This window comes from Knoellia sp. S7-12, assembly GCF_040518285.1.
GTDB lineage: Bacteria > Actinomycetota > Actinomycetes > Actinomycetales > Dermatophilaceae > Knoellia.
In genome coordinates this window covers 443,429-469,113 of sequence record NZ_CP155449.1, presented here as the reverse complement: position 1 = coordinate 469,113, position 25,685 = coordinate 443,429, and the positions used below count along the sequence as shown (strand labels likewise).

Annotated in this window: 20 protein-coding genes and 2 tRNA genes; 16 read left to right on the top strand and 6 right to left on the bottom strand. The window is 67.9% G+C overall.

Annotation, left to right across the window (positions count from 1 at the left end):
• Positions 1–518 precede the first annotated feature (518 nt).
• Positions 519–722, top strand: a complete 204-nt coding sequence (locus tag V6K52_RS02235) for a hypothetical protein (RefSeq protein ID WP_353952282.1) — start codon at positions 519–521, stop codon at positions 720–722.
• A gap of 106 nt (positions 723–828) precedes the next feature.
• Entirely contained in the window at positions 829–1,869 is a 1,041-nt protein-coding gene (locus V6K52_RS02230) for a site-specific integrase (protein ID WP_353952281.1), read from the top strand.
• 116 nt (positions 1,870–1,985) lie between these two features.
• On the opposite strand, the gene V6K52_RS02225 is transcribed toward V6K52_RS02230, so the two are convergent.
• Positions 1,986–2,058: transfer RNA gene (locus V6K52_RS02225), tRNA-Arg, on the bottom strand.
• 380 nt (positions 2,059–2,438) lie between these two features.
• Here V6K52_RS02225 and V6K52_RS02220 point away from each other — a divergent pair.
• The 5 genes from V6K52_RS02220 (at position 2,439) to V6K52_RS02200 (ending at position 10,481) form a co-directional block, all read left to right on the top strand.
• Entirely contained in the window at positions 2,439–3,038 is a 600-nt protein-coding gene (locus tag V6K52_RS02220) for a sigma-70 family RNA polymerase sigma factor (protein ID WP_353952280.1), read from the top strand.
• Positions 3,035–3,547, top strand: coding sequence for a hypothetical protein (locus V6K52_RS02215; protein ID WP_353952279.1), 513 nt, complete (start codon positions 3,035–3,037; stop codon positions 3,545–3,547). The genes V6K52_RS02220 and V6K52_RS02215 overlap by 4 nt, the downstream gene beginning before the upstream one ends.
• 441 nt (positions 3,548–3,988) lie before the next feature.
• Positions 3,989–5,818 carry a phosphoenolpyruvate carboxykinase (GTP) gene (locus tag V6K52_RS02210; protein ID WP_353952278.1) on the top strand — a complete coding sequence of 610 codons (1,830 nt, stop codon included), beginning with the start codon at positions 3,989–3,991 and terminating at the stop codon, positions 5,816–5,818.
• A gap of 262 nt (positions 5,819–6,080) precedes the next feature.
• The gene (locus V6K52_RS02205) at positions 6,081–9,068 is read left to right on the top strand and encodes a M36 family metallopeptidase (protein WP_353952277.1); all 2,988 of its coding nucleotides are present in this window, start codon (positions 6,081–6,083) and stop codon (positions 9,066–9,068) included.
• 180 nt (positions 9,069–9,248) lie between these two features.
• Complete coding sequence (locus tag V6K52_RS02200; RefSeq protein ID WP_353952276.1) at positions 9,249–10,481, top strand: SGNH/GDSL hydrolase family protein; 1,233 nt, start codon at positions 9,249–9,251, stop codon at positions 10,479–10,481.
• A 10-nt stretch (positions 10,482–10,491) separates the two neighbouring features.
• Here V6K52_RS02200 and V6K52_RS02195 read toward each other — a convergent pair whose 3' ends face one another.
• The 3 genes from V6K52_RS02195 to V6K52_RS02185 all read right to left on the bottom strand — a co-directional run bounded on the left by V6K52_RS02195 (position 10,492) and on the right by V6K52_RS02185 (position 13,052).
• The gene (locus V6K52_RS02195) at positions 10,492–11,319 is read right to left on the bottom strand and encodes a response regulator transcription factor (RefSeq protein ID WP_353952275.1); all 828 of its coding nucleotides are present in this window, start codon (positions 11,317–11,319) and stop codon (positions 10,492–10,494) included.
• Positions 11,320–11,521: 202 nt separating this feature from the next.
• Positions 11,522–12,214, bottom strand: coding sequence for a response regulator transcription factor (locus V6K52_RS02190; protein ID WP_353952274.1), 693 nt, complete (start codon positions 12,212–12,214; stop codon positions 11,522–11,524).
• A 250-nt stretch (positions 12,215–12,464) separates the two neighbouring features.
• Positions 12,465–13,052: a helix-turn-helix domain-containing protein gene (locus V6K52_RS02185; protein ID WP_353952273.1), complete on the bottom strand. Its 588-nt coding sequence runs from the start codon at positions 13,050–13,052 to the stop codon at positions 12,465–12,467.
• A gap of 152 nt (positions 13,053–13,204) precedes the next feature.
• Between V6K52_RS02185 and V6K52_RS02180 the strand changes: the two genes are divergently transcribed.
• Genes V6K52_RS02180 through V6K52_RS02165 form a run of 4 tightly spaced genes read left to right on the top strand, consistent with a single transcriptional unit; the run spans position 13,205 to position 18,758 of the window.
• Positions 13,205–14,425: an acetyl-CoA C-acetyltransferase gene (locus V6K52_RS02180; RefSeq protein WP_353952272.1), complete on the top strand. Its 1,221-nt coding sequence runs from the start codon at positions 13,205–13,207 to the stop codon at positions 14,423–14,425.
• A gap of 47 nt (positions 14,426–14,472) precedes the next feature.
• Positions 14,473–16,677: a 3-hydroxyacyl-CoA dehydrogenase NAD-binding domain-containing protein gene (locus V6K52_RS02175; RefSeq protein WP_353952271.1), complete on the top strand. Its 2,205-nt coding sequence runs from the start codon at positions 14,473–14,475 to the stop codon at positions 16,675–16,677.
• Positions 16,677–17,546, top strand: coding sequence for a CoA transferase (locus tag V6K52_RS02170; RefSeq protein WP_353952270.1), 870 nt, complete (start codon positions 16,677–16,679; stop codon positions 17,544–17,546). The genes V6K52_RS02175 and V6K52_RS02170 overlap by 1 nt, the downstream gene beginning before the upstream one ends.
• Positions 17,547–17,576: 30 nt before the next feature.
• Entirely contained in the window at positions 17,577–18,758 is a 1,182-nt protein-coding gene (locus V6K52_RS02165) for an acyl-CoA dehydrogenase family protein (RefSeq protein ID WP_353952269.1), read from the top strand.
• A 25-nt stretch (positions 18,759–18,783) separates the two neighbouring features.
• Here V6K52_RS02165 and V6K52_RS02160 read toward each other — a convergent pair whose 3' ends face one another.
• Positions 18,784–19,068 (bottom strand): hypothetical protein, encoded by a 285-nt coding sequence (locus tag V6K52_RS02160; RefSeq protein WP_353952268.1) that lies wholly within the window; start codon positions 19,066–19,068, stop codon positions 18,784–18,786.
• 183 nt (positions 19,069–19,251) lie between these two features.
• Here V6K52_RS02160 and V6K52_RS02155 point away from each other — a divergent pair, with 183 nt between their 5' ends.
• The 4 genes from V6K52_RS02155 to V6K52_RS02140 all read left to right on the top strand — a co-directional run bounded on the left by V6K52_RS02155 (position 19,252) and on the right by V6K52_RS02140 (position 24,938).
• Positions 19,252–19,986 carry a response regulator transcription factor gene (locus V6K52_RS02155; protein ID WP_353952267.1) on the top strand — a complete coding sequence of 245 codons (735 nt, stop codon included), beginning with the start codon at positions 19,252–19,254 and terminating at the stop codon, positions 19,984–19,986.
• Positions 19,983–21,413, top strand: a complete 1,431-nt coding sequence (locus V6K52_RS02150) for a HAMP domain-containing sensor histidine kinase (RefSeq protein ID WP_353952266.1) — start codon at positions 19,983–19,985, stop codon at positions 21,411–21,413. The genes V6K52_RS02155 and V6K52_RS02150 overlap by 4 nt, the downstream gene beginning before the upstream one ends.
• A gap of 151 nt (positions 21,414–21,564) precedes the next feature.
• Entirely contained in the window at positions 21,565–23,661 is a 2,097-nt protein-coding gene (locus tag V6K52_RS02145) for a glycosyltransferase family 39 protein (protein WP_353952265.1), read from the top strand.
• A complete protein-coding gene (locus tag V6K52_RS02140) occupies positions 23,658–24,938 on the top strand; it encodes a bifunctional glycosyltransferase family 2/GtrA family protein (protein ID WP_353952264.1) in 1,281 nt (426 codons plus the stop codon). The genes V6K52_RS02145 and V6K52_RS02140 overlap by 4 nt, the downstream gene beginning before the upstream one ends.
• Here the strand turns inward: V6K52_RS02140 and V6K52_RS02135 are convergent.
• Positions 24,855–25,430: a hypothetical protein gene (locus V6K52_RS02135; RefSeq protein WP_353952263.1), complete on the bottom strand. Its 576-nt coding sequence runs from the start codon at positions 25,428–25,430 to the stop codon at positions 24,855–24,857. The two genes, V6K52_RS02140 and V6K52_RS02135, sit on opposite strands and share 84 nt — an antisense overlap.
• A 110-nt stretch (positions 25,431–25,540) precedes the next feature.
• Between V6K52_RS02135 and V6K52_RS02130 the strand changes: the two genes are divergently transcribed.
• Positions 25,541–25,629, top strand: a tRNA-Ser gene (locus V6K52_RS02130).
• Positions 25,630–25,685 lie beyond the last annotated feature (56 nt).

Genomic DNA, 25,685 nt, shown 5'->3' with positions numbered 1-25,685 from the left:
CACGTAGGTCAGAAGTGAGCTTGCAGGGATGCACCAGGCCCAGTGGTTGAACCATGGTTGGCATCGAACATGCACAGCGGCACGCAGTACGAGCTCCCTGGAGAGGTCGGCGTAGCTCATCTCGGCCTCTTTCCGCAGACGAGCAACGTTGTGTTGGACGGTTTCGCCGGTCGGCCCGGAGTGCATTGATCTACCTGCCATAGACCGCAGCCGTGGATGACCTAGCGGCGATGGCGTTGGCGCTCGGCGTGAACCCGCACGCGCTGCTCCTGCCTCCCATCCGCAGTGCAGACTTCCGATGCCAGGTGACGGGGCAGGACTTCGAGCCGGTGGGGACCGCCGACGTGTGGTTATGGGCTGAAGGTGACCGACCCTTCCTCACAGCTCCAGAGGTTCGACAGGGCGCCGCTGAAGGAGGCCAGGAGTACATCCGGCAACACGTAGCCGCCTTCCGCTTGCGGACGCAGCCGCGGAGAGGCACGAGTCGAGAGGCGCGAACCCAGCTCAGGTTGCGCTACGTGGCCTTCGAGATCACCAAGCTCGAGGACCGGGTGTCGGACCACCTCTTCGATCACGGCGAGCAGGCGCGGGGAGAAGTCACGGACTTCCTGGAGTCTGAGATGAACAGGCTCCGCTCCTTGGACCCAGCGGACGACGAAGCTTGGGCGAGCGAGCCATTCGATCCTGCAGAACCTGACCAGGCGGAGCTTTACGATGCCTAGACCGCCACTCCCCCTTGGCTCTTGGGGCCGCATCAGCTCCACTCGAGTCAGCGCCACCCACTATCGAGCGCGCGCCCGCTTCCGCGACTTTGACGGGGTTACGCGCTTGGTAGAGGCGTCAGGCCTCAGCAAGGGCAAGGCCGAGAGTGAACTGCTGCAACGGCTTCGAAGCCGAGCGCGCCCAAGCGCTGCAGACATCACCGGCACCACCAAGGTCCGCGTCGTGGCCGACGTGTGGCTCGCCGAGGTACGCGATTCCGACAGGTCTACAAGCACGAAGGAGACGTACGAGAATCTCGTCGAGCGACACCTGCGGAAGGCACTGGGCAACGTCCGCGTGCAGGAGCTCACAGTGGGACTGCTGGATCAGCACCTGAAGTCCGTAAGGGCACACGCTGGAGCGTCAACGGCGAAGCAGCTGCGTACGGTGCTCACCGGAGTTGTCGGGGTTGCAGTCCGTCACGACGCCTTGCAGTTCAACGTCGCCAGCCAGACCAGCGCCGTTCCCGTCAAGGGGAAGCAGGTGATCGCGCTCAGCGTCGATGAGGCCGCGGCCCTCCGTCGCTCCGTCGCTGCAGATACAGCCGCGGTTCGCGCAGACCTGCCGGACCTCGTCGACCTGATGCTGGCCACAGGGTGCCGCATCAATGAGGCCTTGGCCTTGCAGTGGAAGAACGTGGACCTCAAGAGCGCTGTTGCCACAGTGACGTTGACCGCGACGGTGGCTCGGCGACGAGAGCAAGGACTCGTCCTCCAAGACCACCCCAAGACCAAGGCGAGCAAGCGCATGCTTCAGCTGCCTGCGTTCGCCGTCGAGATGCTCCTCCGCAGGAAGGTCGAGCAGTTGGCCAACCAGCACGACGTGGTCTTCCCGTCCTCCACCGGGACTCTTCGTGACTCCCACAACGTCAGTCGCCAGTGGAGGCAGTTCCAGGCGCGTAGCGGGCGTTGGGCCGGCGTCACATCGCACACGTTCCGGAAGACAGTGGCAACCGTCTTGTCCCGCGAGTTCGACGCACTGACCGCGTCAGCCCAACTCGGTCACTCTTCCTCAACCATCACCGAGAAGTACTACATCCAGCGCGCGCACCAGGGCCCCGACGCCCGCGAGACACTCGCCTCGTTCGCCGCGGATCCAGAGGGTTAACGATGGGTAAGCGATGGATCATGACTCCGTAACCATCCTCGGTCGGCTCTGAACCCAGAAGGCCCCCGACCGCGTTTCCGCAGGTCAGGAGCCTTCTTGTCTGTCTCAACACAGAGTGCGCCCGAAGGGATTCGAACCCCTAACCTTCTGATCCGTAGTCAGATGCTCTATCCGTTGAGCTACGGGCGCATGTTGAACCTGTCGGCGCAACGATCGGCAAGCATACGCGAGCACTGGCCCGCACGAGAAATCCGGCGTATGCCGCCCGCTCCCCCGCCGCTTTCAGTGCGCTGTCAGACGTGGCTGACTGGATCTCGGCATGCCGAGTGAGCACCTGATGCGCATCCACAGCGACGAGTTCCGGGCCATGTCGGAGCGGCCCTAGCTCGACGGTATTGACCTGATCGGCTGCTCGTGGGTGCCGGTTTCGGGTTGATGCACCTGTTGTGTTGGACACTCATGGATCTGGGTGCTGGCGCGGAGGGCGAGCTGGGCCGTGGGGAGACGCAAACGAGGTTCGCCTTTTGGGAACTACCTGTCCGTGGTGGGCATAGATAGGTGTGGAGGAGATGACGACGAACCATGTCGCGGACGCGTCCCTGTGGGAGCGCGTCGGCCGCGGGGACGGCCCTGCCTTCGGGCTCCTCTTTCACAGGCACTCCAGCGCGGTCTACAACCACGTGTTCCGCAGGACAGGCTCGTGGGAACGCGCTGAGGATGCCGTCTCGCTGGTCTTCCTCGAGGCGTGGCGGCAGCGGGATCGTGTCGTTCCCGACCCCGATGGATTGATCCTGCCCTGGCTGTTGGGGGTAGCGAACAACGTCATCCGGCGCCAGAGCCGCACCCGACTTCGTCACGCGAACCTGTTGGCTCGACTGCCCCGCCCGACCGACGCTCCGGATCATGGCCCGTTCGTGGAACAACAGGACGCCGATCAGCAGCAGATGAAGGCCGTCCTCGCCGCGATGTCGCATCTGACGCCAACGGAGAAGGAAGTCATCTCGTTGTGCGTGTGGGCCGAATTGACCTACGAGCAGGCCGCGGTCGCGATGGGAGTCCCCGTGGGAACCGTGCGATCTCGCCTGTCCAGGGCACGCAGCAAGCTTCGCCAGTCACCAGCGTGGACCGCCCTCGAACAGGGCAGTCCTGACGACAGGGGTGAGTCATGAACAACACCATGTTGCCTCCGCCTCGCGAGTACTCGTCCGGTCGCTTCGAAGCTGAAGTCTCGATGCTCGAAGGTCTTGCCGACCGCGGGACCCGGAAGCGGCCCGCGCGCCGATGGATGGTGGTCGGCGGCGTCGCCGCGGCCGGAGTCGCCCTGGCCGGCGCTGCTGTGGTGACCGGGACCTTCTCCAAGGCAGAAGACAAGAGCCTGGTGCGCTGCCACACCACGACCGATCTCGGGCGCGGGAAGGACTTCGCCGGGACCTCGACCTCCGTCGGGAACGCGCAGGGCCTCATTCCCATTGACCGCGCACTCGAATCCTGTGCCGACCTGTGGCGCCAGGGCGTCCTGACGCTCGGCGCTGCCCAGCCGTCCGGGCCCCGCGGTTCGGATGCTGCAGTCCCAGAACTGGTCGGGTGCGTCGATCCTGATGGGTTCGCGGCGGTGTTCCCGGGCCGAGAAGGGCTGTGTTCGAGCTTGGGGCTGACTTCACTGGCCGAGGGGCCGTGAGGCGGGTCGGGTCGAGGTGCGCAGGGGCATCTCGACCCGACCCGAGGATCTCACGTGCCGCTCGCCGAGTAGTGCGCTGGCCCGGTGCCAACGTGACCTTCCTGCCGGTCGCGTGACTGATGCTCAGCGAAGGCGGTGAGCGGGCGGCATACGCCGTCGTATATGGCTTTTGCACGACGCTCGGCAGAAGCGTGTGAGAGACCTCATAGATGCGGAAAGGTTTCCGCCGCCATGCCTGTCCACCAGACCTCCTACGGTGGACAGAAGGTTCCTCAAGGACCTCATTCACAGTCTCGGATCAAGACGCAAGACGCGTCTCACGATGCGAGTACCGTGAGACATCCAGCAGGTCAGTCGTCGGAACCACTTCCGAGGTGGCTCCGGCATTGGCCGGGCCCACAGCCGAGCGCATGCTCGGAACCGGAAGGACAACGGACCCAGATGACCGCACCCGCCGCACCCGTTCAGGGCACCACGCACGCAGGCCTTCAGGCCTGGGTTGACGAGGTCGCCGCGATGACCACCCCCGACGAGGTCGTGTGGGTGACCGGGTCCGACGAGGAATGGACCCGGCTCACCGACAAGCTCGTCGCTGCCGGCACGTTCATCAAGCTCGACGAGGCCAAGAAGCCCAACAGCTTCTATGCCGCTTCCGACCCCAGCGACGTCGCCCGCGTCGAAGGCCGCACCTACATCTGCTCCCTCGACGAGAAGGACTCGGGGCCCACCAACAACTGGATGGAGCCCGAGGAGATGAAGGACATCATGCGCGGGCTCTATGCCGGCTGCATGAAGGGCCGCACTCTCTATGTCATCCCGTTCGTCATGGGTCACATCGAGTCCGAGAGCCCGATGTTCGGTGTCGAGATCACCGACTCCGAGTACGTCGTCGCGTCGATGCGCGTCATGGCGCGCTGTGGCACCGCGGTGCTCGACCGCATCGAGGAGCTCGGCGAGGCCGCGAAGTATGTCCCCGCGCTCCACTCGCTCGGCGCCCCCCTCGAGGAGGGCCAGGCCGACGTCAAGTGGCCCTGCAACCCCGAGAAGTACATCGTGCAGTTCCCCGAGGAGCGCACGATCTGGTCCTACGGTTCCGGCTACGGCGGCAACGCCCTGCTCGGCAAGAAGTGCTACTCGCTGCGCATCGCCTCGGTCATGGCGCGCGACGAGGGCTGGATGGCCGAGCACATGCTCATCCTCAAGCTCACCTCGCCGGAGCAGCAGGTGTACTACATCGCGGCCGGCTTCCCGAGCGCCTGTGGCAAGACCAACCTCGCCATGCTCAAGCCGACGATCCCGGGCTGGAAGGTCGAGACCCTCGGTGACGACATCGCCTGGATGCGCTTCGGCAAGGACGGCCGTCTGTATGCCGTGAACCCGGAGTTCGGTTTCTTCGGTGTCGCGCCCGGGACCAACGAGCACACCAACCCCCACGCCATGTCGACGATCAACAAGGGCAACTCGGTCTTCACCAACGTCGCCCTCACCGACGACGGCGACGTGTGGTGGGAAGGCCTCGAGAACATGCCCGAGCACGCGACGTCGTGGAAGGGCGAGGACTGGACGCCTGCCAAGGGTGAAGCCGGCGAGTTGTCGTCGCACGCCAACAGCCGCTACTGCACCCCGATCAAGCAGAGCGACATCCTCGCGCCGGAGTACGACGACCCCAACGGTGTGCCGATCTCGGCGATCTTCTTCGGTGGACGCCGCAAGACGACGGTGCCGCTCGTGACCGAGTCGCGCGACTGGACCCACGGCACGTTCATGGGTGCGACGCTCTCGTCCGAGACGACCGCTGCCGCCACCGGTGAGGTCGGCATCGTGCGCCGCGACCCGATGGCGATGCTCCCGTTCATCGGCTACAACGCCGGCGACTACTTCCAGCACTGGATCGACATCGGCAAGAACGCCGACGCGAGCAAGCTGCCGAAGATCTTCTATGTCAACTGGTTCCGTCGGGACGAGGAGGGCAACTTCGTGTGGCCCGGCTTCGGCGAGAACAGCCGCGTCCTCAAGTGGGCCATCGAGCGCATCGAGGGCAAGGCTGCCGCGGTCGAGACGGCCATCGGCCACGTCCCCACCCCGGAGTCGATCGACACCGAGGGTCTCGACATGGACCCGGAGGAGCTCGTCAAGGCACTCACGGTCGACAACGAGGAGTGGAAGGCCGAGATCCCCCAGATCGAGGAGTGGTTCGCCAAGTTCGGCGACAACCTCCCGACCCAGCTCCAGGTGGAGCTCGACGGCCTGAAGGCTCGCCTCGGGGTCTGATCCTGAAGAAACGCCGACGAGGCGCCGCTCCCTTCGCGGGGAGCGGCGCCTCTCGCGTTGTCCGCACCGATGCCCTGGGTATGCCGTCCGCTCACCCCTGTCCTGCGGGTGTCACTTTTGCCCGGTCTCCCTTGCGACTTTGCCAACTACTGACTCGTAGCACACCCAATGTTGACCTGCCGGGCACTTTGCTGAGGGCGGGCATCAGGAGGAACGGCCGACCCGTGGCCGTCGGGGTGTCTTGTGACAAGGGAGTCATGTCATGACCCAAAGAGGACGACGCCAGGGGATCACCCTCTCCGCAGCGGCGCTCGCAGCAGCCGTCGCGGTCGGCACAGCCAGCCCCGGGACTGCCTTCGCGGCGCCGGACAACCGACCGCAAGGTGTGCCCGCGGCCGGGGATGCGCACGACCATCTGCCGGACCTCGACAGCCGCAAGGCCAAGGTCGCACCCACCGCGGCACAGAAGGCCGCTGCCGCTCCCGGAAGCAACAAGCGCGGCAGCAGTGGTGGAGCCATCACGTGGAACCGGTTTGGCTCGGTGGGTGCCGTGACCCCGTCAGGGACCACTCCTCTGGCCACCGGACTGGGAGCCAACCCCCTGGCCGCAGCCCGCGCCTACCTCAACAAGAACGCGGCAGCGTTCGGGGTCACCGCCGCCGACATCGCTGCCATGCAGCACATCAGCACCAACAAGATCGGCGACACCTCGGTCGTCATGCTCCGCCAGACCTACGGCGGTGTCGAGGCCGGCATCGACGGACTCGTCGTGGTGGCCATCGACAAGGGCAGCGCCCGCTATGTCAGCTCGACTCTGGCTCCCGTTCAAGGAAAGAGCGCGGCCCGCCGGGCGGCGCCGTCGCTCTCCGCCGAGCAGGCCCTGTCCAAGGCCGCCGCCAACGTCGGTGCCAAGGCCTCGGGCATCGCCAAGTCCGCGGGCACGCAGCGCAGCGCGTCGGCGGGCTGGACCACGCTCACCGCCAAGGGTCTGACCGGTGAGCAGCACGTCAAACAGGTCGCCGTCCCCGTCCCGGGAAGTGACGCGCGCACGGCATACCAGGTCGTCGTCCGCGATGGTGAGGACAGCGGATACACCGTCTATGTCGACGCCGCCTCCGGCGCCGTCATCGCCCGCGAGTCCCTCGTCGACTTCGACAGCGACAACCCGCGCTGGAAGGTCTTCACCGGCACCCCGGCCACCGACCACAGCTCGACCGACACCCGCGTCGAGTGGTGTTGGACGACGGCAGCAGGTTGCGCCGAGACCGTGGCGAACCCGGCCTCGCCGAAGGCCTGGGACGTCGACCCGGTCACGAACCTCAGCACGACGACGACGAGCGGCAACAACGCCTTCAGCGGAGAGCGCTGGCTCGGCTTCGGGACGGTGACTCCTGCGCCACTGAAGAGCGATCGCAACTACGTCTACCCGTGGACCAACCAGTGGTCGGCCAACAAGTGCGACCCGGGCAACTACACCAGCGCCGCGCGCAACGACATCGACGCCGCCACGGCCAACCTGTTCGCGATGCACAACCGGATGCATGACTGGTCCTACCAGCTCGGCTTCACGGAGTCGGCGTGGAACATGCAGCGCGACAACGGCCCCAAGGGCGGTCTCGGCAACGACCCGGAGCTCGGCTACGCGCAGTCCGGAGCACTGTCCGGGGCGCGCAACAACGCCAACCAGGGCACGCCTCCGGACGGGGTCAGCGGCTACAGCAACATGTATCTCTGGCAGCCGCTCGCCGGCTCGTTCTATGCACCGTGCGTCGACGGCGACTACGACATGTCGGTCATCGGGCACGAGTACGGCCACGCCATCAGCAACCGCATGGCCGGGGGCCCGAACAGTGGCCTCTCCGGTCTCCAGGCTGGCGGCATGGGCGAGAGCTGGTCGGACCTCATGGCCACGGAGTACCTGCAGGAGTACGGCTACGTCCCGGTGAGTGCGACGGCGACGCCGATGGGCGCCTACGTCACGGGCAACCCCGACCGCGGCATCCGCAACTACAACTTCAGCAAGAGCCCGCTGAACTACAGCAACGTGGGCTACGACCTCACCGGTCCGCAGGTCCACGCCGACGGCGAGATCTGGTCGGCGACGCAGGGCGACATCCGCTCCGCGTTCATCAACCGCTACGGCGCCGGTGACGCGACGGTCCAGCGCAGCTGTGCCACGGGTGCGACGCCCGTGACCGCCTGCCCCGGCAACCGCCGGTGGATCCAGCTGGTCTTCGACGCCTGGCTGCTCATGCCGTCGGGTTCCGTGAGCATGGTCGACGCCCGCAACGCCATGCTGGCTGCTGACCTGCTCCGCTTCGGTGGCGCCAACCAGGACCTCCTCTGGAACGGCTTCGCCGCTCGCGGCCTCGGTCAGAACGCGGCTTCGGTGAACAGCTCCGACTCCAACCCGACGCCGTCCTTCACCTCGGCCTACGGATACCCCGCGACCCTGCGGTTCTCCCCGACCGACGAGGACGGACGACCGGTGACGGGGGCCCAGCTCTTCGTTGGTGAGTACGTCGCACGGTCCACGCCGATCGCAGACACGGACGGCGCGAGCGCCCTCGGCGACTCGTTCCAGATGATGCCCGGTGCCCGCACCTACACGGTGGTGGCTCCGGGTCGCGCCCAGACGAGGGTGTCGTTCACGGCCAACCCGAGCCAGACCCGCGACCTGCCGGTCAAGCTCCTCACCAACCTGGCGAGCAGCCAGGCAGGTGCGACCATCACCGGAGTCGGCACCGACGTCCCGGCGATGATCGACGGCGACGAGGGTTCGACCACCACCACGGTCGCAGCACCCACGGCGGCGCAGAAGCAGTTCACCATCGACCTCGCGGGCGGCCGTCAGGTCGTGCGCAAGGTCCAGGTGAGCGCTCTGCCCGAGCCCGGTGCCGCCGGACGGTTCCAGAACGTCCGCCAGTTCACCGTGTTCGCCTGCGACGCCAAGGGTCGGGTCCTGTGCAACCAGGACGCGGACTTCCGTCCCGTGTTCACCTCGGCGCCGGATGCCTTCCCCGGGGCTGCTCCTCGCCCCGTCGCCCCGGAGCTGAAGATGCGCTCGTTCGACATCCCGCAGACCTCGGCGACCCACCTGCGGATCGGCTTGGCCACCAACCAGTGTCAGGGCGGACCGGCGTTCCAGGGTGAGCAGGACAACGACCCGGGCAATGCCACCGACTGCACGACGGCCTACTCCGGCGCGCAGATGGTCGCAGTGACGGAGGTGCAGGTCCTCCAGCGCTGAGGTGCTGCATCGCTGACGAGGCGCCGCTTCCCTTGCGGGGAGCGGCGCCTCCTCGCGTCCGAGCCTTTCCAAGCAGCGGGTATGCCGGGTGGTGACGTCGCGATGAACGGTGCGGACACGTTTGGGTGAGACGGCCGCTGCGGTGGCGCGACGGCATACGCAAAGGATTGACTGAAGGGCATGACTGCCTCCCGAACTCGTCGCACGCCCCTCGCCGTTGCTGCTGCCGCCATCGCGGCCACGGCCGCCCTGGCGTTCGTCCCGGCGTCAGCACCCTCGGCCACCGCGGCCCCAGACGTTCGCACGGACCAGGTCGGGACGTGGGGAACGGCGGTCGACACGACGACGCTGGCCCTGACCGACCAGACCGTGCGCAACCTCGTCCACACGAGCGTCGGTGGTGCGAACCTGCGGATCTCGCTCTCGAACGCGTTCGGTTCCGTGCCGGTGACGTTTGACTCGGTGTGGGTCGGTCGTGCCGGCGAGGGCGCTGCAGTGGTCGCGGGGAGCAACCGCCGGTTGACCTTCGGTGACAGCACGTCGGTGACGATCCCGGTGGGGGCCGAGGTGCTCAGCGACCCGGTCCCCGGAGACGTCCCCGCACAGACGACGCTCGCCGTGAGCGTCCACGTCGTCGGTGACGCCGGAACGGTCAGCGGTCACAAGCTCGCCCACCAGACCAACTACATCTCGGGCGCGGGCGATCACGGCTCGGACGAGGCCGGCAGCGCCTTCACGACGCCGACAACGAGCTATGCGTGGGTCGAGTCCGCCGTCGTCGAGGCACCGCAGCAGGTCGACACGGTCGTCGCGTTCGGCGACTCGATCACCGACGGTGACAAGTCGAGCACCAGCGCGAACCGACGGTGGCCCAACGTCCTCGCCCGCCGCGCCCTGTCCGGGCCGAAGCCGCAGCAGTTCGGCGTGATGAACGCGGGGATTTCTGGCAACCGTGTCCTTGCCGATGGGCCGGGTGTCAGTGCACAGGCGCGCTTTGACCGCGACGTTCTCGCCCAGCCGGACGTGAGCACCGTCGTTGTCATGGAAGGCGTCAATGACCTGCGCTGGGACCTCGCGACAAAGCCCGCTGACCTCATCCAGGCCTACAAGCAGCTCATCGGTCGGGCCCACGCGCGCGGGGTCTGCATCGTCGGTGGCACGATCACTCCGTGGGAGGGAGGCAGCCGCTGGTCAGCCCCGAAGGAGGCGATCCGCGAGGACGTCAACGAGTGGATTCGCACGAGTGGGGAGTTCGACGCCGTCGTGGACTTCGACGCTGTGGTTCGTGACCCGAAGCAGCCGACCCGGATGTTGGCGGCCTATGACAGCGGCGACCACCTGCATCCGGGTGACGCGGGCTACGAGGCGATGGCGAACGCCGTCGACCTCAAGACCCTGGAGTGCCGCCGCTGACCACGAAGGGTCAGTCCTCCTCCTCGACGAGCCCGTGCTGCAGGGCGAACAGCGCGACCTCGACCCGGGAGTTGACCTGCAGCTTGTTCGTCAGGGTGCGCACATGGCGCTTGACCGTGTTCTCACTGATGAAGAGCCGGGAGGCAATGGCCTTGTTGGCCCTGCCAACTGCCATGAGCCGCAGGACTTCGAGCTCACGTTCGGTGAGCAGTCCGGACGGTGTCTCGACGCGTGCCCTCTCTCTCAGGCCCGCAAGCTCGGCATGGAGCAGGCTGGCCATGTGGGCCGGGATCACCGACTGACCGCCGTGCGCCAGATGGACGGACTCGACGATCTGCTGGGCGGGGGCGCCCTTGAACAGGAAGCCGGTGGCGCCGGCCTGCAGTGCCGCATACAGGTCGTCGTCATCGTCGGCGGCGAGGACCAGGACCTTGGTGTCCGGCGCCCCCTTCGAGATCGTCTCGCAGGCTCCCATACCGACGGTGCCGGGCATGCGTTGGCCGAGGAGCACGACGTCAGGCCTGAGCCTGAGGCACGTCTCCACCGCTTCGTGGGCGGATGCAGCCTCGGCGACGATCTCGAAGTCAGGTTCGAGGTCGATGACGACCTTCATGCCCTGCCGATAGAGATCGTTGGCGTCAGCGACCACGATGCGGATCCGCTCGCGAGGGTCCGTCTCCCTCGGTGGCAGCTGCGCCATCTGCGCTCTCTTCTCGCCCAGATGCGTCACCCGCCGCGGGCCTGGGGCCCCGGCCCAGGAAACAGGCTCGACGCCCGCGGCGGCTCGACGCAGGGAGTCTGACGTGACGACCGCGTCGGCCATCAGAGCGAGCCCCACGCGGCGGGCGCCTGACGACGGGGCGGGGCTGCAAGCGCGGCGGCGATGGCGGGGGCGATTCCCGACGTTGGGCAATTCACACTTCTAGTTCGGAGACCTTCTCACCGCGGATTGGGGCGCAGGGCAAGAAGTTTCAACTCCACCACGGACTCAGGCACCTCGAGCGGACGGCGCTGGCCTGCCGCCGCCGACCTTGGCTCGATCAGGTGTCGGCCTCAACGAGGCCGTGTCGTACGGCGAAGAGAGCCGCCTCCACCCTGGAGTTGACCTGGAGCTTGGTCATCATGGCGCGCACGTGGATTTTGACCGTGTTCTCGCTGATGAACATGTGCGCCGCGATCTCCCTGTTGACCTTGCCGCGCGACACCTGCTGGAGCACCTGGCGCTCACGGTGCGTGAGACGCGATCCCGCTGCCTCGTTCCTGGGTCGGCGGCTGTGGCCCAGGCGCGTGAACTCTGCGAGGAGCAGGCTGGTCATGCGCGGGGGGATCATCGACTGACCGCCGTGGGCAAGACGGATCGACTCGATGATCTGCTCGGTCGGCATGTCCTTGAGCAGGTAGCCGGTCGCGCCTGCTTGGTAGGCCGCGAAGAGGACGGCCTCATCGTCAGAGGCCGTGAGAATGAGGATCTTGGTGCGCGGCGACGCCTGCGTGATCGCTGCGCACGCCTCGATTGCCGAGTTGCCGGGCGTGCGGTGGCCAAGGAGCACGACCTCGGGTCCGAACTCGATGCACTCCTCCACGGCCTCGTCGCAGGACGCAGCCTCGGCGACGATCTCGAGGCCGGGCTCGCGCTGGAGAGCGTCCTGCAGCCCACGCCGATAGAGGTCGTGGTCATCGGCGATGACGATGCGGACGCGCTCGCCCAAGTCCGTTGCCTTCAGGGGCGTCATTGTGCACAGCCTTCCGTTCAGTTGCAGCGACGGGCATCACGCACCGAGCACCTGGTGACCGTGGGCCGGGCACTGAGAGCTCCAACGTGCTCGCGTGGCCGGGTGCTTGCGTGGGATCCTGCCCACGGGCGAACCTCAGCTGCGCCACGTATCTGTAGTTAACATTTGTATCACTTGGCGCGAGGGCATTTATGGTTTTCGGCCGAAGGAGCCAGCCGGGAGCGCGGCCGGCGCGTCCCTGGTGGTCAGGTCAGTCTTCGGCGCGCCGGAGGCTGACCTTGACGGTGGGTACCGGCGTCGGTGCCTGGGCCATGGCCCACAGCCGCTCGAGCGCCGGCTGGAGCAGCAGGGTGCCCAGCTGGCGCACGAGCACAGCGACGGCCTGCTCCTCGAGGGGGATGCGACTGCGGGCGATGCCGTGATCGCGCAACGTCTGGGTCCGTCGGATGGTCTCTTCCATGAGCATCCGGGCCAACCCCTCCGCGCCCGGATCGGGCGTGACGACGGCTCGCCGCAGGTAGTCGACTGCTTCAGGGTTGTCCTCGAACATCTGCGCCGCCGCCCGGTCACGCGCAGCAATGACTTCATCAGCCGGCCCCTCGAGCGGCACCGAGTCCACCGCCTCACGGAACAGGTCGACAACGCACTCGTCGACCGCCGCGCGCAGACCGTCCTTGCCCCCGAAGTGGTGGACGACAAGCCCCGGAGCAACGCCCACCTCGCGCGCCACCTCACGCAGGCTCGTGGCCGCGGCACCCTGGGCGGCGAAGAGGCGCAAGGCCGTCGCACGGATGCGGTCGCGCGAATCCGTCGTGGTCCGCGAAGGGCTCTCCCTCATCACTCCTCCTCCCTTGGCCGCTGATCTGGTCGCTCGAACGTGGGTGACAGTCAACACTCGCACCGGCCATTGCACAAGTGTTCAATCGCTGCGTATCGTTCGAGGAGAAACTGACAGCCCGCAGCTGTGAACACCTCAGAAGGAGCCGGTCCATGCCCGAGCAGCCCCAGGCGGTCATCTATGACGCCCTCCGCACCCCCCGAGGAAAGGGCAAGTCGTCCGGCGCCCTCCACGAGGTCAAGCCGATCGACCTCGTCGTCGGACTCATCGACGCCGTCCGCGAGCGCAACCCCGGCCTCGACTCGGCCCAGATCGACGACCTCGTTCTGGGCATCGTGTCGCCCGTCGGCGACCAGGGTGCGGTCCTCCCGCGCGTTGCGGCGATGTATGCCGGCCTGCCCGAGCCCGTTGCCGGCGTTCAGGTCAACCGCTTCTGCGGCTCCGGCCTCGAAGCCGTCAACCAGGCCGCATCCCGGGTCCGCTCCGGCTTCGAGGACCTCATCCTCGCCGGTGGCGTGGAGTCGATGTCGCGCGTCCCCATGGGCAGCGACGGTGGCGCCTGGGCCATGGACCCGGCCACCGCGCTCGCCACCGACTTCGTGCCCCAGGGCATCGGCGCCGACCTCATCGGAACCCTCGAGGGTTATGACCGCGCCGAGGTCGATCGCTTTGCCGCACAGTCACATGCGCGCGCTGCCGCTGCCTGGGAGGCCGGCTACTTCGACAAGTCGGTCGTGCCGGTCAAGGACCAGAGCGGCCTGACGATCCTCGCCCGCGACGAGACCATCCGTCCCGGAACAAGCGTCGAGTCACTCTCGTCCCTCAAGCCCTCGTTCGCCACGATGGGTGAGATGGGTGGCTTCGACTTCGTGGCCACCGAGAAGTACACCCAGGTCGACCAGATCAACCACCTGCACCACGCGGGCAACTCGTCCGGCATCGTCGACGGCGCCGCCCTGCTGCTCATCGGCAACGAGAGGGTCGGTCAGGAGATGGGCCTGACGCCGCGTGCCCGGATCATCTCCACGGCCGTGATCGGCTCCGAGCCCACGATCATGCTCACCGGGCCGGCACCCTCCTGCCGCAAGGCGCTCGATCGCGTCGGCATGAAGGCCTCCGACATCGACCTCGTCGAGATCAACGAAGCCTTCGCTGCGGTCGCCCTCAAGCTCATGCGCGACATGGGCTGGAACGAGGAGCAGACCAACGTCAACGGTGGCGCCATCGCCATGGGCCACCCGCTCGGCGCCACTGGCGCGATGATCCTCGGCACGCTCGTCGACGAACTCGAGCGCCGCGACCTCGAGCGCGGCATCGCCACCCTCTGCATCGGCGCCGGCATGGGCATTGCCACTGTCGTCGAGCGCGTCTGATCGCGTCCCGCACTGCATCTGACTCACGACAAGGAACCCGAAAAGCCATGAGCGAGAACATGATCCGTTATGAGCGCGACGACGAAGGCATCGTCACCCTGACGATGGACGACCCGAACGCGGGCGCCAACACGATGAACGCGGCATACAAGACCGCGATGAGCGCAACGATCGACCGGCTCGAAGCCGAGCGCGACGACATCACTGGTGTCGTCCTGACGTCGGCCAAGAAGACCTTCTTTGCTGGCGGCAACCTCGCCGACCTGCAGAAGGCCACCCCCGAGACCGCGGGCGACGTCTTCGCCGAGGTCGAGGAGATCAAGGGCCAGCTGCGTCGCCTCGAGCAGCTCGGCAAGCCGGTCGTCGCCGCGATCAATGGCGCTGCCCTCGGTGGCGGCCTCGAGATCGCGTTGGCCTGCCACCACCGCATCGCCGTCGACGACGACAAGGTCAAGCTTGGCCTGCCCGAGGTCACCCTCGGCCTGCTGCCCGGCGGCGGTGGCGTCACCCGCCTCGTGCGCATGCTCGGCATCAGTGAGGCCCTCATGGGCTGGCTGCTCCAGGGCCAGCAGCGCACCCCCTCCGACGCGCGCGCCAAGGGCGTCATCGACGACCTCGTCGCCACCCGCGAGGAGCTCGTCCCGGCCGCCAAGACCTGGATCCGCGACCACGCCAGCGACGGGTCCGCGGCCACGAAGCCATGGGACGTCAAGGGGTTCAAGATCCCCGGCGGCACCCCGAGCAACCCGTCGTTCGCCGCCAACCTCCCGGCGTTCCCGGCCAACCTGCGCAAGCAGCTCAAGGGCAGCCCGATCGCGTCGCCGCGCTCGATCATGTCGGCGGCCGTCGAGGGCGCCCAGGTCGACTTCGACACCGCCAGCCGCATCGAGTCGCGCTACTTCACCGAGCTCACGGCCGGGCGCGAGTCCACCGCGATGATCCAGGCGTTCTTCTTCGACCTCCAGTCCATCAACTCGGGTGCCTTGCGCCCCGCAGGCATCGAGCGCTCCAGGGTCGGCAAGGTCGGCATCCTCGGCGCCGGCATGATGGGCGCGGGCATCGCCCACGCCTGCGCCACCTCCGGCATCGAGGTCGTCCTCAAGGACGTGAGCATCGAGGGCGCCGAGAAGGGCAAGGCCTACAACGCCAAGCTGCTCGACGCCAAGGTCGCCAAGGGTCGGCTGTCGCAAGAGGACCGCGACGCTGCACTCGCCCGGATCACGCCGACCGCCGACGCCGCCGACCTGGCCGATGTCGACGCCGTCATCGAGGCGGTCTTCGAGGACCACGACCTCAAGGAGAAGGTGTTCGCCGAGGTGGAGGCCGTTGTCGGACCCCACACCCTCCTGTGCTCCAACACCTCGACGCTGCCCATCACCGGCCTGCAGGGCTTCGCCACGCGCCCCGCGGACTTCATCGGCCTGCACTTCTTCAGCCCGGTCGACAAGATGAAGCTCGTCGAGATCATCCGCGGTGAGCACACCTCCGACGAAGCGACCGCGCGCGCCATCGACCTGGTCCAGCAGATTCGCAAGATCCCGATCGTCGTCGGCGACGGCCGCGGTTTCTATACGAGCCGGGTCTTCGGCACGCTCATCGACGAGGGCGCCCAGCTCGTCGCCGAGGGCGTGGACCCGCAGACCATCGAGCGCGCCGCGACGGCTGCCGGCTTCCCCGCACCGCCGCTCGCAATGCTCGACGAGGTCTCGCTCACCTTGACCCAGCACATCCGCGGCGAGGCCCGCAAGGCTGCCACGGCGGAGGGCGTCGACATCGCGACCAACCCCGGCGAAGAGGTCATCGACACCCTCGTCGCGCTCGGCCGCAAGGGTCGGGCCGCCGGTTCTGGTCTCTACGACTACCCCGAGGGTGCGCCCAAGGTGCTCTGGCCCGAGCTGCGCGAACGCTGGTCCAAGAACACCGAGATCCCGATGCGCGACCTGCAGGACCGCTACCTCTTCCGGATGGCGCTCGAGACCGCCGCCTGCTTCGAGAGCGGAGTCCTCACGGACGCGCCGTCGGCCAACATCGGCGGCATCTTCGGCATCGGCTTCCCGCCGCACACGGGTGGTCCGGCGACCTTCATGACGAACTACGAAGGCGACCTCGCCGGATTCGTCGCTCGCGCCAACGAGCTCGCCGACACCTACGGTGACCGGTTCCGCCCGTCGCCGTGGCTCACCGAGCGCGCCGCGTCCGGTTCGCTCGTGGACAATTCAGACGACACAGCCGCCCTGGTGCCTGCGAACTGATGAGCGACTCGGTCGGAGTCGCTGGACCACTCAGCGGCGTGCGCGTCCTCTCGATCGCCATCAACCTGCCGGGGCCGGCCGCCGTTGCGCGGCTGGCCTCGCAGGGGGCGACGGTCACCACCGTCCTGCCCCCCTCGGGTGACCCGCTGGAGCACTACGCCGCGGCCTACTTCGACGAGCTGCACGAGGGCCAGACCATCGAGCGCGTCGACCTCAAGAGCGACGAGGGCCGCGCCCGATTGGACGCGTTGCTCGCCGAGACCGATGTCTTCCTCACCAGCTCCCGGCCCTCGGCCCTGGCACGGTTGGGACTTGACCACGCCTCGGTGAGCGGACGGCATACGCAGGTCTGTCAGGTCGACATCGTCGGCCACCCCGGCGGCGGTGCCGAGGTGGCGGGCCACGACCTCACCTACCAGGCGGGGTCCGGTCTCGTGAGAGACGGGCGTATGCCGGCCACCACAGTTGTCGACCTGGCCGGCGCCGAGCGCGCGGCGGCCGAGGCTGCGGCGGCTCTCGTCTCACGCGCCCGCACTGGGCGTGGATGCCGCCGTGAAGTCGCGTTGTCCGACCTCGCCCACGCGATGGCACGCCCGGTCGCGCACGGCCTGACCGTGCCCGGCGGCTTGCTCGGCGGCGGCCTCCCGGTCTATGACGTGTATGCCGCGTCAGAGGGTCACGTCGCGCTCGCCGCGCTCGAACCCCACTTCGCTGCAAGGCTGCTCGCTGCTCTCGAGATCGACCCCGACGACCTCAGCCGCGAGCGGCTGGCGGAGGTCTTTGCCGGCCGCACCGCCGACGAGTGGCAGCAGTGGGCCGACGAGCGGGACATCCCGCTGGCCGCTGTCGCGTCCTCTCCTTCCACCTGACCCCTCACTGTCTGAGCACTAGGAGCCACGATGCCCACGATCCTCCCGCCCGCGACCTACGTGTCCCCCTGGATGCAGGACGAGGTCGCCGATGTCGCCACCTTGGCCCGCACGTTCTTCGAGCGTGAGGTGACCCCGAACCTCGAGCGCTTCGCCGAGCAGCACCAGGTCGACAAGGAGACGTGGCTGGCTGCGGGCGCAGCAGGACTGTTGTGCATCTCTATCCCCGAGGAGTACGGCGGTGGTGGCGGCAGCTTCGCCCACGAGGCCGCCGTGATGTGGGAGCAGGGGCGGGCGGGTGACGACGCGCTCGGCTACTCGGTGCACTCGTCGATCGTGGCCCACTACCTCCTTCAATACGGGTCCGAAGAGCAGAAGCAGCGCTGGCTCCCGCGGATGGCCACCGGCGAACTCATCGGTGCCATCGCCATGACCGAGCCGTCGACCGGGTCGGACCTGCAGGCGATCCGCACCACCGCCAAGCGCGACGGCGACCGCTACGTCGTCAACGGCAGCAAGACCTTCATCACCAACTCGTCGCACGCCGGGCTCGTGGTCATCGTCGCCCGCACCGGCGGCGAAGGGGCACAAGGGGTTTCGCTCATCTTCGCGGAGGTCGGTGGCACTTCAGAGACGCCGGGGCTCGAGGGCTTCGAGCGCGGCCGCGTCCTGAAGAAGATCGGGCAGCACGGGCAGGACACCCGCGAGCTCTCATTCAGCGACATGTTGGTCCCGGTCGGCAACCTCCTCGGCGAGGAGGAGGGCCAGGGCTTCTATCAGCTCATGCTCCAGCTGCCTCAGGAACGTCTGGCCATCGCCGTCGGAGCAGTCGGCTCGGCCGACAAGGCGGTTGAGCTGGCCATCGCCTACTCGAAGGAGCGCGAGGCGTTCGGCAAGCCCATCGGTGACTTCCAGAACACGCGCTTCACCCTCGCCGAGGTGAGCACCGACGTCCTCGCCGCCCGAACCTTCCTCGACTACTGCATCGGGCTGCACATCAACGGGCAGCTGGACGCCGCCACCGCGTCGCGTGCGAAGTACTGGACGACCGACGTGCAGTGCGACGTCATCGACCGGTGCCTCCAGATCTTCGGCGGCTACGGCTACATGATGGAGTACCCCATCGCCCGCATGTATGCCGGCGCTCGGGTGCAGAAGATCTATGGCGGGACCAACGAGATCATGAAGGAACTCATCTCCCGCACGCTCTGACGACAGTCGCTGCGTTGTCCGCCCCTCAGTTCGTCGGCTGGCTCTGCTGCGGCATCTGTGGCATCTGGCCCTGTTGAGGCAGCTGACCCCGCTGGCCCTGTCCACCCGGGAAGCCTCCTCGTCCGTCCTGGGTCGTGGAGCTGCCCGCCTCGTGGGCCGCGGCCGTCGCGACGGCGCCCATCGACGAGAGCCCGAATGCGAGGGCGGCCGCGACAGCCGTCTTCTTGCCGGACCAGCGGACCGGGTTCACTGCAGGAGCGGTGGCGCTCTCATCGGGGGTGGTGGCGATGCTGTTGTTGTCAGGCGTCATGGGAGCGACCGTGGCGGGCAAGCCTGTGCAGAGCCTGTGGTGGGCATGTGGCCAGGATGTCTGAAGGACAGGGAGCGCGGACGGGACCACACGGCATACGCCCTCGTGGGTCGTTGACACCTCACAGGATTCGCACAGGCAACGCATGGGGAACACTGAAGACATGACGGTCTACTGGGTGTCATGAGCACCGCATCGACCTCGTCCGCCAAGCTGCTGCGCCCTGACGGGAGCCCCGTTCGGGTCCTGGTGGTCGACGACGAGTCCAACCTCACCGAGCTGTTGTCGATGGCCCTGCGCTACGAGGGGTGGGAGGTCCGCTCCGCGGCCACCGGTCTCAAGGCGGTCAAGGCGGCGCGTGAATTCCAGCCCGACGCAGTCGTGCTCGACATGATGCTCCCCGACTTCGACGGCCTCGAGGTGTTGCGCCGGATGCGCGCCGACGACGACGCCGTCCCCGTGCTGTTCCTCACCGCCAAGGACGCCGTCGAGGACCGAGTCGCTGGTCTCACTGCGGGTGGCGACGACTACGTGACCAAGCCGTTCAGCCTCGAGGAGGTCGTGGCCCGGCTGCGCGCCCTCATGCGCCGCACCACGGTCATTGCCGACCAGTCGTCATCGGTCATCGCCGTCGGCGATCTCACCATGGACGAGGACAGCCACGAGGTGACGCGCGGAGGTGACGAGATCCACCTCACCGCAACCGAATTCGAGCTGTTGCGCTATCTCATGCGCAACCCCAAGCGGGTGCTGTCCAAGGCGCAGATCCTCGACCGCGTGTGGAACTACGACTTCGGCGGCCAGGCCAACGTCGTCGAGCTCTACATCTCCTACCTGCGCAAGAAGATCGACGCCGGCCGCACCCCGATGATCCACACGATGCGCGGCGTCGGCTACGTCCTCAAGCCGGCGGAATGAGCGAGGCCCCGCGTTCCTGGTTCGACCCCAGCGGCTGGTCGCTGACGACCAAGCTCGTCGCCGCGGTCGTGGGTCTGTTCCTCGTCATCACGGCGGCCACGTCGGCGTTCACCGTCTTCGCCCTGCAGAACCACCTCGTCAACCAGATCGACCAGGACGTCACGGCGTCCCTCTTTCGGGCAGGCGGCCCACGCGGCCCCGTTGGCGGCGGAGGCCCCATCCCCGGCGGCGGGGGCGAGTCCCTCCTCCTCGTGCTGCGCGACGGCGATGTCGTGCGCAACCAGGTCGAGTACGGCCGGACGATCGGCGAGCTCACCACGGCACAGGTCGACACCTTGCAGGACGCCAGCATCGGCGCGACCCCCAAGACGGTCGAGGTCGAGGGCCTGGGCGAGTACCGCGTCGCCTCGGCGCGCGGCGCCGGCGGCAACACAGTCATCTCGGGCCTGCCGATGAGCGGCATCAGCCGGATCGTCGACGCCATCATCGCTCTCGTCGTCGGCACGACCCTCGTGGGTCTGGCCCTCGTGGCCATCGGCGGCCAGTGGCTCATCCGGCGCGGGCTCGCACCCCTCCAACGGGTGGCGCACACCGCAACCCAGGTCAGCCGTCTCGAGCTCGACTCCGGCGACGTCGCGCTCGCTCAGCGGGTGCCTGCGGCGGACACGGACCCGCGCACCGAGGTCGGCCAGGTCGGCGTCGCGCTCAACAGCATGCTCGACAACGTCGAGGGCGCCCTCAAGGCGCGGCACAAGTCAGAGACGCAGGTGCGCCAGTTCGTCGCAGATGCGTCCCACGAGCTGCGGACGCCGTTGGCGTCCATTCGCGGGTATGCCGAGCTGTCCCGTCGCGAGCGCGAGCCGGTTCCCGCATCGGTCACCCACGCGTTGACCCGGGTCGAGTCAGAGGCGCTTCGGATGCAGGGCCTTGTCGAGGACCTGCTTCTGCTGGCCCGGCTCGATGCGGGTCGGCCTCTCGACAGCGTGACCGTCGACCTCTCCCTCCTGGCGATGGATGCGGTCTCCGACGCGCACGCGGCGGCGCCCGGTCATCAGTGGGAGCTCGACCTGCCCGACGAGCCGGTCGAGGTGGACGGTGACCAGGCACGACTGCATCAGGTCCTGGCCAACCTGTTGGCCAACGCCCGCACGCACACCCCCGCCGGGACGAGGGTCGTCACGTCGCTTCGACGGGACGCCGACTGGGTGAAGCTGACGGTGGCCGACGATGGTCCAGGTGTGCCAGAGACGTTGCAGGAGAGCGTCTTTGAACGGTTCACGCGTGGGGACGAGGCTCGCACCCGAGCGAGTGGGTCAACCGGATTGGGGCTGTCGATCGTCGACGCGGTCGCAAAGTCGCACGGTGGTCGGGTCGAGCTCGACAGCCGCCCGGGCCAGACGACCTTCACCGTCGCCCTCCCCGCCTGACTGAGTCTCTCTGCGCGTCTGGGTACTCCTGGCGTCTGCGGATGTGGCGGTGAGAGCAACCACCTCCCCAGACGCAAGCGGGTGAGGGTTCATCTGGGTGCGACAGGAGGAGCACAGCAAGGGCATAGGCAGCGGCCCGACCGTAAGTGACATGAACGCGATGACCTTCTCCCCCGGCCCTGCTGCCGCGACCGCCAGTCCACCGACCGAGGAGCGCGTGAGCGCACCGGACGAGTCGGCCGCCCGGACCTCCCGCCTCCAACGGTTCATCCGTGGGAACGCCGAGGACCCCACGTGGGCCCGGCCCGCGCTGCTGGTGTTGTTGGCCGTCACCGCGGCGTTCTACACCTACGGGCTCACGAGCAACGGCTGGGCCAACAGCTTCTACTCGGCCGCCGTCCAGGCCGGTAGCGAGTCCTGGAAGGCCTTCTTCTACGGGTCATCCGACGCCGGGAACTCGATCACCGTCGACAAGCCGCCTGCGGCACTGTGGGTCATGGCGCTCAGCGTCCGGCTCTTCGGGCTGAGCTCGTTCGCGATCCTCTTCCCCCAGGTGCTCATGGGTGTCGCGACCGTCGGGGTCGTCTTCACGAGCGTGCGCCGCTGGTGGGGTGCAGCCGCTGGGCTCATCGCCGGCACGGTCATGGCGCTCACTCCGGTCGCCGTGCTCATGTTCCGCTTCAACAACCCCGACGCACTGCTCGTCCTCCTCATGGCGCTTGGCGCCTGGGCGACCATGCGGTCCATCGAGCGCGGCTCCGCCCGCTGGATGGCCCTCGCCGGCGTCTTCATCGGCCTCGGCTTCCTCACCAAGACCCTGCAGGTCCTCCTCGTCGTGCCGTTCTTCGGCATCGCCTACCTTGTCGCAGCCGACACCACGTTGCGGCGCCGGATCATCGGGGCGGCTGCGGGCGTCGGCGCAATGCTGCTCTCCGCCGGGTGGTGGGTGGCCATCGTCGAGCTCGTCCCGGCGAGCATGCGCCCCTACATCGGTGGCAGCCAGACCAACTCGTTCCTGGAGCTGACCTTCGGCTACAACGGACTCGGCCGGATCAACGGCAACGAGACCGGCTCCGTCGGTGGCGGGAACGGCTGGGGCTCAACGGGACTCGGACGCATGTTCAGCAGCAGCATCGGCGGCCAGATCTCGTGGCTCATCCCCAGCGCACTCATCCTGCTCGCCGTGGGCCTCTGGCTGCGCGGCCGGGCTCCTCGCACCGACGTGCGCCGGGCGGGCTACATCGTGTGGGGCGGCTGGCTCACCGTTACGATCCTGATCTTCTCGCTCATGGCCGGCATCTTCCACGAGTACTACACCGTCGCCCTCGCACCCGCCGTCGCCGCACTGGTCGGCATGGGATCGGCCGAGGCGTGGGAGCGCCGCGAGTCCTGGCTCGGCGTCGGAACGCTGTCCGCCGCAACTCTCGCCGCAGCGATCTGGAGCTTCGTCCTGCTGAGCCGGACCACGGCATACGGAGACTGGCTGCGCGTGCTCGTCCTTGCCCTGGGAATCACCGCCGCTCTCGGCTTCCTCGCCCTCGACCGGCTGCACCGACGCGCGGTCCCGGCCGTCATCGCAGCCGCCCTCATCGCAGCGCTCGCCGGCCCCACGGCATACAGCATCACGACCGTGAACACGACCTACACCGGCTCGATCGTCACCGCGGGACCCAGCACCGGCGGGATGGGCGGCCCGGGAGGCGGCGGAATGCCACGGGGCGGCACCATGCCGACCATGCCCGGCGGTGGCGCCGCACCCCAAGGTGGCGGGACCGCACCCCAAGGTGGCGGGACCGCACCGCAAGGAGGCGGCGGCATGGGCGGACTCCTGGACGCCAGCACCCCGAGCACCGAGGTCGTCGCCGCCCTGTCCGAGGGCGCGAGCAGCTATCGCTGGGTCGCGGCCGCCGTCGGGTCGCAGACCGCTGCGGGACTCCAGCTCGGCTCCGGTCTGCCCGTCATGGCGATCGGTGGGTTCAACGGGTCCGACCCGAGCCCGACGCTGGCTCAGTTCCAGGACTACGTCGACCAGGGCCTCATCCACTACTTCGCGTCCAGCGGCACCGGCGGCGGCATGCGTGGCGGGGGCGTGGGTGGAACGGGCACGGCCTCCGAGATCTCCACCTGGGTCCAGGCCAACTTCACGAGCGTCACGATCGATGGTTCGACGTTCTATGACCTCACGAAGCCCGTGGGAGCCACCACGACGACGGACAGCACGTCCTCGACCACGGAGTCGACCGTATGACCACCGTCCTCGATGTCGTCGTCCCCGTCCACAACGAGCAGGCCACCGTCGGGGCGTGCGTCCGCCGACTCCACGCCCACCTGGTGGCGACGTTCCCGTACCCGTTCCGGATCACCGTCGCCGACAACGCGAGCACCGACGCGACGTGGGCGACGGCACAGGCCCTCACCGGTGAGCTGCCCGGAGTGCGCGCCGTCCACCTGGCCGAGAAGGGTCGGGGCCGTGCCCTCAAGCAGGTGTGGCTGGGTTCGGACGCGCTGGTCCTCGCCTACATGGACGTCGACCTGTCGACCGACCTCGATGCCCTGTGGCCGCTCGTCGCGCCGCTCATGTCGGGGCACTCGGACGTCGCCATCGGGTCCCGCCTGGCCCGCGGTTCCCGAGTCGTGCGCGGAGCCCAGCGCGAAGTCATCTCACGCTGCTACAACCTCGTCCTGCGCGGGGCCCTCGGCGCGCGATTCACGGACGCCCAGTGCGGCTTCAAGGCAATCCGTGGCGACGTGGCAGGCGAGCTCCTCCCCCTCGTCCAGGACACGACGTGGTTCTTCGACACCGAACTCCTCGTCCTCGCCGAGCGCGCCCAGCTGCGCATCCACGAGGTTCCGGTCGACTGGTACGACGACCCCGACAGCCGCGTCGACGTCATCAGCACCGCACGTGACGACCTGCGCGGCGTGTGGCGGATGCGTCGCACCCTCTCGGCGTCGTCCCCGCACGTCTTCGCGATCGCGGAACGCATGGGCCGGCGTATGCCGAGTGGTCACGTCGCGCGTCAGGCCGTCAGCTTCCTGGTGATCGGCGTCGTGTCGACCGTGTTCCACCTCGGGCTCTTCGCACTCCTGCGCCAAGGGATGGCGTCGGCGACGCTCGCCAACGCCATCGCCCTGCTCGTGGCCACGATCGCCAACACCTCGTGGAACCGGCACTGGACCTTCGGGCTGCGCGGGCGCGAAGGTGCCGGGCGACAGCAACTGCAGGCACTCGTCGTCTTCCTGATCACGCTGGCGTTCACGTCGGCAGGGCTGGGGCTGCTGCACGCGGTCGCCCCCGGCGCCCCGACGTGGGTCGAGACCGGGGCCGTAGGAGTGACAACGGCCCTGTCGACGGCGGTGAAGTTCGTTCTCATGCGGACATGGATCTTCGCACCACCCGCAGTGCCCGAGCAGTCGACGACGCAGTCGCGGGCGCCGATGTCAGTACAACGTGGCGAGATACCCGCCGTCGTCATCGAGGAAGAACAGCACGACCGTCGAGTCATAGTCCTGAACCGTGACTGAGCAGGTCGCCACCGAGTCCTTCTTGGGAGCCAGCCCCTCGCAGGAGACATTCGAGATGTCGTCAGCGTTGCCGTCGAAGTCCTCGATCCCCTGCTTCAGCGCTTCTTCGACACTGTCGGTCAGGCTCCTCTTCTCCGCTTGGCCGGTCGCGCTCAGGTCAACCGATCCCCACGACGGCATCCCTGCGTCGTAGTAGAGACCCTCTCCTTCCGATCCTTGCGATCCTTCGGTCCCGGAGAGCGAGTGCGCGGCATAGATGATCCCGATGCTCGTCGCGATGAGGAACGACAGGGCGCTGAGTCCGAGCGCCGTCCAGGCAACCCAGGATGGGCGTGCCCTGGCGTGGCCGGGGGAGCCCTGCGGGGGCGTCGGTGGAGACACTGGTTGGCCCGACCCGGGCGGTCCGGCCACCGCAGGCGAGTGGGCGGCATACGGCATCGGTGCCGAAGGCGCGCGTTGCGGCTCACCGGGGGTCGGCGGAGTGAAGGTCATGGAAGGCTCCTGGAGGCGGGCACGGACAGCGGCTCATTGTGTCGCGCGAGTCCGCTGCAGACGGCCATTTTGCTCGGTGCGGTGCCGGACGGTTACCCTGATCCGGCCAAGGAGGCGTCGCCTAGCCCGGTTTATGGCGCCGCACTGCTAATGCGGTTTGGGTTTAGACCCATCGGGGGTTCAAATCCCCCCGCCTCCGCACACTGGACTGCCCCGGAATCGCGAAGCGATCCGGGGCATTTCCATATCCCGCGA

Excerpts from the sequence above, each read along its gene's own strand:
- V6K52_RS02210 (WP_353952278.1), top strand. The coding sequence starts at position 3,989 with ATGACCGCACCCGCCGCACCCGTTCAGGGCACCACGCACGCAGGCCTT.
- V6K52_RS02150 (WP_353952266.1), top strand. The coding sequence starts at position 19,983 with ATGAGCGAGGCCCCGCGTTCCTGGTTCGACCCCAGCGGCTGGTCGCTG.
- V6K52_RS02200 (WP_353952276.1), top strand. The coding sequence starts at position 9,249 with ATGACTGCCTCCCGAACTCGTCGCACGCCCCTCGCCGTTGCTGCTGCC.
- V6K52_RS02160 (WP_353952268.1), bottom strand. The coding sequence starts at position 19,068 with ATGACGCCTGACAACAACAGCATCGCCACCACCCCCGATGAGAGCGCC.
- V6K52_RS02215 (WP_353952279.1), top strand. The coding sequence starts at position 3,035 with ATGAACAACACCATGTTGCCTCCGCCTCGCGAGTACTCGTCCGGTCGC.
- V6K52_RS02190 (WP_353952274.1), bottom strand. The coding sequence starts at position 12,214 with ATGACGCCCCTGAAGGCAACGGACTTGGGCGAGCGCGTCCGCATCGTC.
- V6K52_RS02165 (WP_353952269.1), top strand. The coding sequence starts at position 17,577 with ATGCCCACGATCCTCCCGCCCGCGACCTACGTGTCCCCCTGGATGCAG.
- V6K52_RS02175 (WP_353952271.1), top strand. The coding sequence starts at position 14,473 with ATGAGCGAGAACATGATCCGTTATGAGCGCGACGACGAAGGCATCGTC.
- V6K52_RS02140 (WP_353952264.1), top strand. The coding sequence starts at position 23,658 with ATGACCACCGTCCTCGATGTCGTCGTCCCCGTCCACAACGAGCAGGCC.
- V6K52_RS02220 (WP_353952280.1), top strand. The coding sequence starts at position 2,439 with ATGACGACGAACCATGTCGCGGACGCGTCCCTGTGGGAGCGCGTCGGC.
- V6K52_RS02155 (WP_353952267.1), top strand. The coding sequence starts at position 19,252 with ATGAGCACCGCATCGACCTCGTCCGCCAAGCTGCTGCGCCCTGACGGG.
- V6K52_RS02170 (WP_353952270.1), top strand. The coding sequence starts at position 16,677 with ATGAGCGACTCGGTCGGAGTCGCTGGACCACTCAGCGGCGTGCGCGTC.
- V6K52_RS02145 (WP_353952265.1), top strand. The coding sequence starts at position 21,565 with ATGAACGCGATGACCTTCTCCCCCGGCCCTGCTGCCGCGACCGCCAGT.
- V6K52_RS02180 (WP_353952272.1), top strand. The coding sequence starts at position 13,205 with ATGCCCGAGCAGCCCCAGGCGGTCATCTATGACGCCCTCCGCACCCCC.
- V6K52_RS02185 (WP_353952273.1), bottom strand. The coding sequence starts at position 13,052 with ATGAGGGAGAGCCCTTCGCGGACCACGACGGATTCGCGCGACCGCATC.
- V6K52_RS02205 (WP_353952277.1), top strand. The coding sequence starts at position 6,081 with ATGACCCAAAGAGGACGACGCCAGGGGATCACCCTCTCCGCAGCGGCG.
- V6K52_RS02135 (WP_353952263.1), bottom strand. The coding sequence starts at position 25,430 with ATGACCTTCACTCCGCCGACCCCCGGTGAGCCGCAACGCGCGCCTTCG.